At 38.5% G+C, this 12,514-nt stretch carries 13 protein-coding genes; 8 read left to right on the forward strand and 5 right to left on the reverse strand.

All coding sequences use genetic code 11. The annotated features are described in order from the left end of the window. Positions 1-44 precede the first annotated feature (44 nt). On the forward strand, positions 45-677 hold the full coding sequence (locus J3U91_RS00645; RefSeq protein ID WP_002818071.1) for an NAD(P)H-hydrate epimerase: 633 nt from the start codon (positions 45-47) through the stop codon (positions 675-677). Between the two features lie 70 nt (positions 678-747). Further along, complete coding sequence (locus J3U91_RS00650) at positions 748-1,764, forward strand: aldo/keto reductase (protein WP_002818072.1); 1,017 nt, start codon at positions 748-750, stop codon at positions 1,762-1,764. 6 nt (positions 1,765-1,770) lie between these two features. Here the strand turns inward: J3U91_RS00650 and ade are convergent, their stop codons facing one another. After that, complete coding sequence (gene ade / locus J3U91_RS00655) at positions 1,771-3,432, reverse strand: adenine deaminase (RefSeq protein WP_002818073.1); 1,662 nt, start codon at positions 3,430-3,432, stop codon at positions 1,771-1,773. A 55-nt stretch (positions 3,433-3,487) separates the two neighbouring features. Beyond that, the gene (gene rpiA / locus J3U91_RS00660; protein ID WP_002817418.1) at positions 3,488-4,189 is read right to left on the reverse strand and encodes a ribose-5-phosphate isomerase RpiA; all 702 of its coding nucleotides are present in this window, start codon (positions 4,187-4,189) and stop codon (positions 3,488-3,490) included. 72 nt (positions 4,190-4,261) lie between these two features. Here rpiA and J3U91_RS00665 point away from each other — a divergent pair, with 72 nt between their 5' ends. Beyond that, positions 4,262-5,272 (forward strand): ribose-phosphate diphosphokinase, encoded by a 1,011-nt coding sequence (locus J3U91_RS00665; protein WP_002818074.1) that lies wholly within the window; start codon positions 4,262-4,264, stop codon positions 5,270-5,272. Positions 5,273-5,279: 7 nt separating this feature from the next. Here J3U91_RS00665 and J3U91_RS00670 read toward each other — a convergent pair whose 3' ends face one another. Beyond that, positions 5,280-5,732 (reverse strand): GNAT family N-acetyltransferase, encoded by a 453-nt coding sequence (locus J3U91_RS00670; protein ID WP_002817420.1) that lies wholly within the window; start codon positions 5,730-5,732, stop codon positions 5,280-5,282. 100 nt (positions 5,733-5,832) lie between these two features. Between J3U91_RS00670 and alr the strand changes: the two genes are divergently transcribed. Genes alr through J3U91_RS00690 form a run of 4 tightly spaced genes read left to right on the forward strand, consistent with a single transcriptional unit; the run spans position 5,833 to position 10,632 of the window. Then, positions 5,833-6,948 carry an alanine racemase gene (gene alr / locus J3U91_RS00675; RefSeq protein ID WP_002818076.1) on the forward strand — a complete coding sequence of 372 codons (1,116 nt, stop codon included), beginning with the start codon at positions 5,833-5,835 and terminating at the stop codon, positions 6,946-6,948. Then, entirely contained in the window at positions 6,948-7,988 is a 1,041-nt protein-coding gene (locus tag J3U91_RS00680) for an NAD(P)/FAD-dependent oxidoreductase (protein WP_002818077.1), read from the forward strand. The genes alr and J3U91_RS00680 overlap by 1 nt, the downstream gene beginning before the upstream one ends. Next, on the forward strand, positions 7,957-8,421 hold the full coding sequence (locus tag J3U91_RS00685) for a GAF domain-containing protein (protein ID WP_002818078.1): 465 nt from the start codon (positions 7,957-7,959) through the stop codon (positions 8,419-8,421). Before J3U91_RS00680 ends, J3U91_RS00685 begins: the two co-directional genes overlap by 32 nt. Before the next feature lie 27 nt (positions 8,422-8,448). Next, positions 8,449-10,632: an LTA synthase family protein gene (locus J3U91_RS00690; protein ID WP_002818079.1), complete on the forward strand. Its 2,184-nt coding sequence runs from the start codon at positions 8,449-8,451 to the stop codon at positions 10,630-10,632. Between the two features lie 113 nt (positions 10,633-10,745). Here J3U91_RS00690 and J3U91_RS00695 read toward each other — a convergent pair whose 3' ends face one another. Further along, the gene (locus tag J3U91_RS00695) at positions 10,746-11,063 is read right to left on the reverse strand and encodes a hypothetical protein (RefSeq protein ID WP_002818080.1); all 318 of its coding nucleotides are present in this window, start codon (positions 11,061-11,063) and stop codon (positions 10,746-10,748) included. Between the two features lie 79 nt (positions 11,064-11,142). Further along, positions 11,143-11,679, reverse strand: coding sequence for a hypothetical protein (locus J3U91_RS00700; RefSeq protein WP_002818081.1), 537 nt, complete (start codon positions 11,677-11,679; stop codon positions 11,143-11,145). A 331-nt stretch (positions 11,680-12,010) separates the two neighbouring features. Here J3U91_RS00700 and J3U91_RS00705 point away from each other — a divergent pair, with 331 nt between their 5' ends. After that, positions 12,011-12,364, forward strand: a complete 354-nt coding sequence (locus J3U91_RS00705; protein ID WP_002818082.1) for an acylphosphatase — start codon at positions 12,011-12,013, stop codon at positions 12,362-12,364. Positions 12,365-12,514 lie beyond the last annotated feature (150 nt).

The raw sequence follows: 12,514 nt of genomic DNA on the forward strand, positions 1-12,514 counted from the left end.
TTCGTTTTTTTATTATTTGTTATAAAGTTAACTTGGGTGGTAATATGACAACAATTTATATTTCTTCAAAACAAGCACACAACTTTGATGACTATACCATCAATAAAATTGGTGTTCCATCATCGGTTTTAATGGAGCGGGCGGCTCTGGCAGTTTGCCAAAGACTGTTGGAGAGCAGGAATTTTAATCTAAAAAAGGTCCTTGTTGTTGCTGGAATCGGAAATAATGGCGGAGACGGAATTGCTGTCGCTCGAATGCTGTATTTAAAACAAGTACCGGTAAAAATTTATCTGCTTGGCGATCGCGAAAAAATATCCAAGGATAGTCGAATACAATTAAAAATTGCCGAAAATTATGGCGTTCCATTTGTTTCAAATATAGATGATCTCAGTTCATATACGACAATCGTCGATGCTGTTTTCGGGGTTGGTTTATCAAGGGATGTAACTGGCGAAATAGCCGGGATTGTTGATTTTATTAATAATAGTCCAGCTTCTGTGATGGCTGTCGATATGCCTACCGGTCTTAATGCCGATAATGGCAATATCATGGGAACCGCTGTGAAAGCCGCAGAAACGGTTACAATGTCCTATAACAAACTGGGTTTAATTAGTGAAACTGGTCGCAAATTTGCCGGAGTAGTGACGGTTGCCGACATTGGTATTTATGAACCCTAGTTGTTGGGATAAAATTTTCATTGAAAAATATTAATCATTTTTAAAATAAAAGAAGTGGATAATTTTCATTATGTATCAGGCATCCAACAATAGATATGACAAAATGCTTTATAGACGGGTTGGTAACAGCGGCCTTGAACTTTCGGTACTGGGCTTGGGCCTGTGGCACAATTTTGGTAGTGTTGATTCTTTTGAGAATCAAAAATCTATTGTCCATGAAGCTTTTGACTTGGGTATTACTTATTTTGATTTGGCAAATAATTATGGTCCAGTTCCGGGGAGTGCCGAAAAGAATTTTGGTCGAATTATCTCAGAAGATATGAAACCTTATCGAGATGAAATGATCATTGCCAGTAAAGCCGGATATGATATGTGGCCTGGTCCCTATGGGAATTGGGGATCTAAAAAAAGTATTATTGCCAGTGCTGATCAAAGTCTCAAACGCTTGGGTATTGATTATATTGATATTTTTTATTCTCATCGTCCTGATCCAAAAACACCATTCGAAGAAACAACTCTTGCTTTGGACCAGTTGGTAAGGGAAGGCAAAGCCCTCTATATTGGAATTTCCAATTATAACGGCGAACAGACGAAAAAAATCTGTGAAATTTTTGAAGATCTTAAGACACCTTTTATCATCGAACAACCGAGATACAACATGTTTAACCGTCAGGCCGAACAGGATTTATTCCCAATTCTAAAAGAAAAACATAAGGCAGCTGTTGGTTTTAGTTCTTTGTCGCAGGGACTTTTAACGGAAAAATATTTAAACGGCATTCCAAAAAATTCTCGAGCCGATAAAGCTTCCAGTCCTTTCCTTCAGGAAAAACAGGTTAAGGCGACAATTGAAACTGTCAAAAAATTAAACCATATAGCAGCTGTCCGACAACAAAGCCTGGCTGAAATGGCTCTCGCTTGGAACTTAAGAATTCCTGAAATTGCCTGTGTTTTAATCGGTGCAAGTCGTCCGGAGCAATTGCTGGACAATATAAAAGCACTCGATAATCTTACTTTTTCCGATTATGAGTTATTGGAAATTGACCGCGTTTTAGCTAAACAAGACAAAATTGATTGGTCTCATAATTAATTGATTTCATGCATTTATATCAATAAATTTGAACTGATCAAAATCAAATAATCCCTGATCGGTAATTTTAAGACTAGGAATAACTGGCAGAGCCATAAATGACAATGTTAAAAATGGATCGAAATCAATTCCCTTTGAAATTTTGGCAAAGGCGCCTTTTAGGCTTTTTTGTTTGGCAATTACTTCTTGATAAGGCTTATCAGACATGAGACCGGCAATTTCAAGCGGCAGTTCACGGGTAAAACCGTTTTTATCTACCAGAATCATGCCTCCACCCATTCTCTTTAGACGATCATAAGCTATGATCATTGGTTTATCGTCGACTCCGGCGATAATCATGTTATGCGAATCATGAGCGATCGTTGATCCAATTGCTCCTTCTTGCATGTTGAAACCGTGAATAATTCCCAAACCGTGTCCAAGGTTATGGTAACGTTCAGCAACTATAATCTTGGCGTAATCCTGATCGGCAACAAAGTTCCCCTGTTGATCGCGGTTAACCGATTCAATCGTATGCTTGGTCGTAATATGTTCTGGTTGAATATTGATTACATGCGCTTTGTCTGATTTCAATGGTAATTTTAAATCGTTTAATGAGAGTTCGGCATTAACTGCCGGGCTGGTAAAGGTTGTGACTTTTGATTCTAATTTATCGACCCAATTTCCTTCAGTCATGACTTTTTCCGTAACGAAATTATCAAGATTAGAGATTATTACAAGGTCTGCAATAAAACCATCAGTCAGAGCTCCAACGTTTTTAACGTGTTGGGCAACAGCTGCATTATAACTGGCCATTGTAAAAGCTCTTTCTGCAGGAATTCCTTTGGAAATTGCCAGACGAACATTATTGTCGACCGAACCTTCTTTTTGGATGTCGATTGCCGATTTGTCGTCAGTACAGAAGGAAAAGTATGATTGATTATTTTTACGAACGACCGGTAGAATTGATTTTTCATCGCGTTCAACTGTTCCTTCGCGAATGAAAACTTTCATACCAGCTTGAATACGCTCCAATGCCTCTTTTCCAGAAGTGCTTTCATGATCGGTATCGATACCGACTGCTCGGTAGACTGCCAGTTGTTCACGAGTTAAACCGGCACCGTGTCCATCAGCATGATGGCCAGCCGCTTGAGCATCTCTAATTTTTTCCAGCATATCGGGATCACCATTTGCCACAGCTGGAAAATCCATCACTTCGGCCAGGCCGTTAATTTCTGGAAAACCATAAAAAGGTTTTAAAGCATCGGCATGTAAGACCGCTCCGGCGTGTTCGAAATTAGTTGCCGGGACGGAACTGGGCAGCATGTAATGAATATGCAGAGGTGTATTTCTGGCTTCTTGAATCATATAAAAAAGACCGGAAACTCCCGATACTGAACCAATCTCGTGTGGATCAGCAAAAATGCTCGTTACACCGTGTCTTAATTCTAATTTGGCTAATTCCGATGGCGCTAATAAAGATGATTCTATGTGCAGATGGGCATCAATCAAACCAGGAACGATGTAATTTCCTTCAGCGTTGAAATTATTTTTTGCGGTTAAATCTTTTGACTTCCCACGAAAATATATAGAGCCGTTATCAATCCAAAGTTCTGTATCTTCAAACCTCTGGTTGAAGACGTCTAAAATTTTTGCATTAAATATATGTAAATAAACTTGCTTTCCCATGTTGAAAGTAATTATCACACAAGTTTATTGATAAAAAAAGAAAATGTTAGGAAAGTTAACCAATATTTGGGTTGACCAATATTTCCGGTTGTCCTTCTTTGCCGACAACAACTTCGCTAACCATGTTTAAAAACAAGCCATGTTCGACAACGCCGACCGTCTGAATTAGATTATCGGCAAGTTGGGTTGGTTCCTCGATCTTATGCAGGTGCAAATCAATTATTAAATTATTGGAATCCGTCTTGAAAGGTTTTCCTTCTTTATCAAGACGAAGAACCGGCTCATAACCTGCCTTATCGAAGTTTTGCATGACATGTTGGCTTCCAAAAGGAATAACATCAACAGCCAGTGGAAAGGCACCAATCGTATCGACGACTTTTGATTTATCAACGACCCAAACGATTTTTTTTGAATTTATCGCAACAATTTTTTCCCAGAGCAGATTACCGCCCCCACCTTTAATGCCGTTGAAATTACTATCTACCTGATCGGCGCCGTCAATTGTTAAATCGATTGAGTCGACCATGTCCAAATCAACGATTTTAATACCCAAAGACTTTGCCTGCTGGGCCGTAAAAATCGAGGTTGCCACCCCGGTAAACTGCAAGTCCTCTTCTTTGACGCGGCGACCGAGTTCGTCAACAAGCATTTTGACAGTTGAACCACTTCCGAGACCAACAACCATCCCGTTCTTAACGTAAGAGGCAGCCTTTCTGGCAGCCTCTTTTTTTAGTTTGTTTTGAAGTTCTGCGTCCATGCTTTCATTATAGTCTATGTAGTTCTATCAATTTAATTGGCTGATATACTTAAGAACAGAGGAATTTATTTTATGACTGCTAATGAACATCATATGGTCTTGATGTCGCTTTCTGCTAATAGACCTTTGGCTGAAAAAATTGCCAAGCGTCTCCACCAACCGCTGGCCGACGTCAATTTAGACCGCTTTGCCGACGGAGAGATTCGTTTAAATATTACAAATTCAGTGCGCGGAGACAATGTCTTTGTGATTGCACCGACTTCGGCTTCTCCGCATGGAAGTGTCAATGACAATATAATGGAACTTTTCATTGCTGTTGATGCGCTTCGACGTGCTTCTGCTCATGCGATCAATATCGTTATGCCTTATTACGGTTATGCGCGCCAAGATCGAAAAGCTCGCAGCCGCGAATCGATTGCGGCTCGGGTTATTGCCGATCATCTCGAACAGGCCGGAGTTACCAGAGTAATTGCTTTTGATTTGCATGCTTCGCAGATTCAGGGATTCTTTGATATACCGGTCGATCATTTAATGGGAGCACCGATTCTGGCCGATTATCTGATTTCTCATCATATTGTAGATTTGGATAACGCGGTTGTTGTTTCGCCAGATCACGGAGGAGTCCGCCGGGCTCGGGAACTTAACCAGTTTTTGGGCCTGCCCGATTCCTATGCCGTTATCGATAAACGCCGCCCAGTAGACAAGAAAAATGCGGTTGAGGTCATGAACCTGATTGGGGATGTTTCTGGTAAAACGGCGATCATTATCGATGATATGATCGATACCGGCCACACAATCGTTGAAGGTGCTAAACTGTTGCGTGCCAAAGGCGCTAAAAAAATTATTGTTGTTGCCAGCCATGCATTACTATCAGGCGATGCATCCAAACTTTTGCAAAAATCCGATTTCGATCATGTAATCGTAACTGATTCGATTGACATTCCGGAATCTAAAAGATTCGATAAACTGCAAATTGTCAGTGCTGATGATTTGTTTGCCAAAGCAATTACTGCAGTTCAAGAAAACGGCAGTGTGAGTCCTCTCTTCCAAAATAAGTATCATCGTGGATTTGAAAACGATTAAATTAATACTATTTTAATAATTTTTCCATCCGCCGATGTTGGATGCCTGCATCGAGAAAAATGTTTCCAAAAGCTTCGTAGCCAAGGCTTTCATAAAAAGAGATCGCATGAACTTGAGCTTCCAACTCAAGTTTTTTTATATTTTTTGACTCGGCATTTTTTTCAATTCTTTTTAAAATTTGTCGGGCGTAACCACGACCACGAAAAGTTTTTAAAGTAGCGACGCGGCCGATATGCCAAACGTTTTTGCCAATCAAATAGATTCGTGCTGTGCTGACAGGGTACCAATTATCTACGTAAAATACATAGTGCAGACAGCGATCGTCCCGGCCGTCGATTTCGTCTTTTTCACTCACATTTTCTTCAATCATGAAAACTTTTCTACGAATCGTCATAGCGTCGGTAAGGACCCTGCCTGTTCCGAATTGGCTGGCGATTACTGGTCTTCCTTGTTTTTCCATTAGTTGATTTTTTTGTCCCTTTTTATATTGAAATTTATTAATATCTTTTTAATTTGCATAAAGCCTCCGAAAAAACTTACTTCATTATATAATTGCCTTTATGGTAGAAGCTATTCATCGATCAACGCGTATAGAATTTTCTAAATCATCATTAGCGTATAACGTTCAATATACCAAACAGGTCTCCGGTGCCAAGACGCTTTGGCTGGCTGTTAAGTCCAATGCATATGGCCACGGTCTGCTTCAGGTATCTAAAATAGCCAGAGAATGTGGTGTAGATGGTTTGGCCGTATCTGTTCTTGACGAGGGAATTGCGATTCGCCAAGCCGGAATTGATGATTTTATTTTGATCTTGGGTCCAATTGATGTCAAGTACGCACCAATTGCTTCCAAGTACCATTTTTTAACAACTGTCTCTTCACTGGATTGGTTAAAATCTGCCGATAAGATTCTCGGTAAGGAAAAACTTTCTGTAAATTTGGCTGTCGATACCGGAATGAATCGGATTGGCGTTCGTTCAAAAAAAGATTTAAAGGATGAAATCGAATTTTTGCAGGAACATTCCGATCACTTCTCTTATGATGGAATTTTTACTCATTTTGCCAGTTCCGACAATCCTGACGATCATTACTTTCAAAGGCAAAAAAATCGTTGGTATGAGCTAATTGACGGACTAATAATGCCACGCTATGTTCATGTCATGAATTCCGGAGCTGCTATGTACCATTCAAAAGAATTACCTGGATGCAATTCGATTGCCCGTGTCGGAACAGTTGTTTATGGTGTTGAACCTTCCGAAGGTGTATTGGGGCCGATTGATAAACTAAAACCGGTTTTTGAACTTAAATCTGCCTTAACATTTGTTAAAAAAATTCCTGCCGGTGAAGGAATAAGTTATGGATCGAAGTTTGTAACAAGCAGGGATACTTGGATCGGTACTCTTCCAATTGGCTATGGCGACGGCTGGCTTGCGGAATACCAGGATTTTCAGCTTTTAATTGATGGCCAAAAATGTCGACAGGTCGGTCAAATAGCGATGGACCAAATGATGGTGGCTTTGCCGCATGAATATCCGATTGGAACAGAAGTAACTTTAATTGGAAAAAGTGGAAAGTATGAAAATACTCTTTACGATCTTCATAAACATTCCGGAGTTCCGCCGTGGAAAATTACAGTCGCTTTTTCTGATCGATTAAAAAGGATGGTGGTCGATTAATGGATAATGAAATATTTGATATTGCAATTATCGGTGCTGGTCCGGCTGGCTTATTTGCACAATTCTATGCTGGACTTCGAGAATTAAAAACAGCTCTAATTGAAGCAACACCCAGAATCGGCGGCCAGATTACAGCCTTATACCCAGGGAAAACAATTCTTGATGTTGCTGGTTTTCTCGGTATTTCTGGACGTGATCTTGTTAACGAATTAAAATTGCAGACCGATTTGGTTGATAGCAAAACTTTTCTGAATTCCGAGGTGACGAATTTGAAGAAAATTGCTTCCCACTTTGAAATAGAAATTAATCATCATGCTTCCTTTTTAGCGAAATCCGTAATTATCGCCAGTGGCAACGGTTCCTTCAGCCCACGTAAAATCGATGTTCCCGGAAGCAGTGAAGCCGAACAGTCGGGAATGTTAACCTACCTTTTACCGGGTTTAAGCGAAGTTGCCGATAAAGATTTCGCCGTTGTTGGCGGCGGCAATACAGCTGTCGACTATGCAGTTGAATTGATTGACCATGATTGCCACGTTAGTTTGATTCATCGGCGTGATAATTTTCGCGCTATGGAATCGTCGGTTACCAAACTGAAGAACAGTAGGAGAACGAATTTCTTGACGCCAATGAAGATTACCGGCCTTAGTCCTAAAAAAGAAAAATTAGAGATCGAGCTTCAATCGGTTCCGGACGGTGCTGTAAAAAGAGTATCAGTTGATCGATTAATTGGTGGATTTGGTTTCACGGCCTCATCAAGAACGATTAATCAATGGGAAGAGTTTCCTGAACAGTTTAATCAGGGTTTTTTAACCAATGAAGCGCAGATGACATCGATAGCGGGAATCTTTGCTATCGGCGATGCCAGTATTTATCCGGGCAAATCTGATTTAATCGCAACTGCTTTTGGGGAAGCTCCAACTGCTATTAATCAAGCAGTCAATTATTTTGATCCTGACCGTGGCGGTCCGCAGCATTCAACGAGTCTAAATAAAAAAGAGGTTTTCAAACATGACAGAATTAAAAGCAGATACAACTCTTAGCAAGATATTTTTGGCAGCTCATGAGACAGAAAAAGACAAAATTGCAAATCTAGCCAATGCAGCGGCTGTGTTGATGCAGTTCGTTCCCGATATCAATTGGGCTGGTTTTTATTTATTGGAAAAGGGAAGCGGCGATCTGGTTCTTGGTCCCTTCCAGGGTTTATCGGCTACTCCACGGATTAAACAGGATAGCGGTGTTGTTGGTACGACTTTTACCAAACAGACTTTAACAATTGTTCCCGATGTTCATCAATTTGCAGGTCACATAGCTTGTGATCCAGCTTCCAATTCTGAAATAGCTCTGCCGATTACAAGGAAAAACGGCGAAAAAATTGGTATTTTAGATATTGATTCGCCGATTACTAATCGTTTCGACCAACAAATAGCGCTTGATTTAGAAAATTTCATTCAGACTTTACTGGCTAATATTTAATACGGTTCTTGAACATCGGCGTTATAATTGAAAGCAATGATTTTAGCTTTAAGAAATTTTTGGAAATGGTCTTTAAAACGTTTTAATCCAAATAATAGAGTTGGTTTTCTTTGGCTTTTAACGCTTTTTTTCTGGGCAAAAACCTTACTGGCTTATTTTCTTGATTTCGGCGGTTTAGGTGCCTCTGATCCAATTCAATTTTTTATTATGATTATCAATCCCTTTGCGGTGATGATCATTGTTTTTTCTTTGTCTTCTTTTATTAAACGGAAATTGCCTTTTTACATTACTGCGATTGTAATTGATATTTTATTGACTTTACTGTTGTATGTGAACTGTATTAGTTACCGGGAAATGACTAGTTTTGTTTCTGTTAACCAGATGCTTGGATATTCGAAAATTAATCAGGGATTGGGTGGTGCTTCAATATCTTTGATGCGTATTCAAGATTTTTTTTATTGGCTTGATTTAGTCGTTATTACGATTTTATTGGTTATCAAAAAAATCAAAATGCAGGAAACGCCTATTACGAAACACAATTCGATTTTAGGTCTCTCTTTGGGCATTTTGGCTCTATTTTTCAATCTTTTTTTGGCTGATTGTTCACGACCGCAACTTTTAACCCGTGGCTTTGATGATACCTACATGGTCAAGTACATGGGCATTAATTTTTATACGATTGAAGATGCGGTTAATACAGTTCAAATCGATGCACTGAGGAGCTCGGCTAAACCGAACGATATTAGTAAAGTCAGATCCTATGTTAAATCGCATTATGCAAAGGCAAATTCCAAGTATTACGGAATTGCAAAGGGCAAGAACGTTATTATTATTCATTTGGAATCCTTCCAACAGTTTAGTATCGATCAAAAGATAAATGGTAAAGAAGTTACACCATTTTTGAATTCCTTATACCACGGCAAAGATACGATTTCTTTTTCCAACTTTTTCAACGAGGTTGGTCAAGGGAAAACATCGGATGCCGAGAATATGCTTGAAACTTCTACTTTCGGCTTACCATCTGGCTCGGTCTTCACAAAATATGCTTCGAACACTTTTCAAGCGATGCCGGCAATTATTAGTCAGCGTCTTGGTTATTCTACGGCCGTTTTTCATGGCAACGTCGCTTCTTTTTGGAACAGGGACACAGTTTACAAGTCAATGGGTTATCAGCATTTCTTTGATGCTTCTTTTTACGATGTCAGTGGGGAAAAATCTGAAAGTTGGGGCTTAAAGGACAAACTTTTGTTTAAAGATTCGGTTGCTTATCTGGAAAAGCTGCAACAGCCTTTTTACGTTAAGTATCTAACAGTTACAAATCACTACCCATTTACTTTGGACACCGTTGATCAGGATCCTAATTTCAAGACGAGCGATACCGACGATCCGATTATCAATAATTATTTCATCACCAACCATTATCTTGACCAATCGGTTAAAGAATTTTATTCCTACCTGTCCAAGGCAGGATTATTGAAGAATTCTATTATTATTATTTACGGAGACCATTATGGAATCTCCGAGTCCGAAAATAAGACATTGGCTTCGGTAATTGGAAAAAATCCAACTACTTGGACAGCAAATGACGATGTTCAATTACAGCGTGTTCCATTTATGATTGATATCCCCGGATCTAAGCTTGGTCATATAGACAAGACCTATGGCGGCGAGATAGATGTTTTGCCAACGCTTGAACATTTGCTTGGGATCTCGACTAAACGTTATATTCAGTTTGGGCAGGACCTTTTCAGTAAACAGCACAAGCAATTGGTTGCTTTCCGCGATCAAGATTTCACTACGCCGAAATATACCTACACTGCTGGCAAACTTTGGGACAATAAGACTGACAAAGTTATCCCAACTTCAAGTATTTCAAAGGCATTGGCCAAAAAAGTATCAACTTGGCAGAAAGCGGTTAATAAAGAATTGAATCTCTCTGACGAACTGATTTATAAAGACTTATTGCGTTTTTATAAACCAAAAGGATTCAAGACAGTTAATCCGAAGAATTACGATTATGGTGTCAGCGCGACCAAACGAGCTTTAAATAAGCAAAATCGAATTCTCGGTAGTAAATCGACTTCTCTTTGGTCCAGGAATGGCGATAAATCGACTGCTAGCCTTTATAAAACAGATGCTCCGGAACAATATTATCCGCGGGTCAGCTGGGGCAGAATTCAGATCCGCAACCCTGATGATAACGGTGAGTGACTTTTCGGCAGAAATTATTTCTGCCTTTTTTTATTTTCTTGAATAATTATGATCTTTTATCCAACAACTCTATCAATTAAAGAAAAAACTGCCTATTTAAAAAACAACTGTTTTTAATATCGGCGGTTATTAAATACCTGATTCCAGATTGGGCCGGTTTTTTCAGGATTATTGGGCCGTGCCACTTTGAAGATGTTTTTGATATATCGATCGTGAATTGATCTTCCATGTTCATCAATATAGCCATGAAAATTAAGTTTTCCATTTTTGGAGAACTTGTTTAATACGCGAAGTAATTCTTTTTCATCCAAACCACAAAATTTAAGCAAATCATCGTAACGCATTTGGTAGTAACTATTTCTATTTGTATCGCGAGTTGCATTGACAAGATCTCTCATTTTTAAAGCAACTAATTCCTCGTTAGTAATCATCAAATTGATTATACGAACATATGTTCGTATAATCAAGCAATAAAAACCACCTGAATAAAATTAGAATGTTTTTTATAAATTATTTATTTTTTCGTAATCCTAAACGCAGCCCAATTAATGCGAATACCAATAAGCAAAATCCGTTAGCAATTCCGATAATTGCACTTTGATCGACATTAAAATAATTAGCTAGAGGATGAGCAATAATTGTCATAAATAGCATAATTCCGCCCAATACAAACAAAGAATAATCTCTGAAGACAAATTTAAGGCCGAAGAAATGGATTGCGACAACAAAACTTATCCAAAGAGAAATATAATTTATCTGATTTTTTGAAATCAAAAAGACTGCACCGATTAGGGCTAGAACAAACTCGCTGATTAGGAAAATCAAATACCATTTCCAAGAACTGTTCTTGTCTAGGGCTGAAGCTTTGTGCCAGTTGCGAAAACTTAATATTCCACCGGCGAAACTGACCAATAGGGCAATTCCGTCCGCTAAAGCTATCCAGATACGCCAATCGGCGCGTGGATCTGCCTGGGCCCACCCGAACCAGCAAAAGCTGAACCAGCCCAAAATAGCTGCGTACATCATCTGATCGCGCTTGTATTTCATTGCATCTCTCCCAATTTATCCCTGATAAGATGTATCTAAGAGAATAGATATTTAAATACTTTTTAAATTCTTAGATACAGGCAAAGAATTAATATAAATGAAAAAAGGAATATTTTTAGAAAAATATTATGTAGGGATTGATTTCTTAGCAGCATCATAAATCTACCTTTAACCAGTCTTTAAAAACAGCTTAATCATAACATGCAAGCTAATTTTTCCTTTATCAATAGCCATAATGGCTATAGTTCCTCGAAAAGATTTTTTTGTATATCTATAATGATAATATTAATTATATCAAGGTTTATAAGATGACTGTTTTTGGAGTTTGTCCATGAATTTTATCAAGAAATTTAAAAACAAACATGTCTTTAACCAAGAAAGTAAAGACGAGTTACCTAAATTTAAAAACAATGATCTTGTTCGTTACCGAATTGTTTTTTCCGGAATTGTCCAGCATGTTGGTTTTCGTTTTGAAGCTGAACAAATGGCTGTTAAATTGCAGTTGACCGGTTGGGTTAAAAATCTTGCCAATGGTACTGTGGAAATGGAAATTCAGGGTAGTGACAAGAAAATCGATTCTCTTTTGCAATATATGAATTCGTTGAAATGGATCGAAATTGATCGAATGAGTAAAGATCCTCTCCTGGTTTTACATGGTGAAAAAAATTTTGATGTTCGACAATAGTGCTTTATTTAAAAAATATTAATTGGAAAACGATTTTTAATATCGTTTTTTGTTTTGTTGAATATTTAAAGTTAATATTTTTCAGCTGTTTTGTAATAGACTTACTTAAGATAAGACTTGTTAATTAAGCAAAACATTATTATCATGTTC

Origin of the sequence: Oenococcus oeni (genome assembly GCF_020510245.1) — a bacterium.
GTDB lineage: Bacteria > Bacillota > Bacilli > Lactobacillales > Lactobacillaceae > Oenococcus > Oenococcus oeni.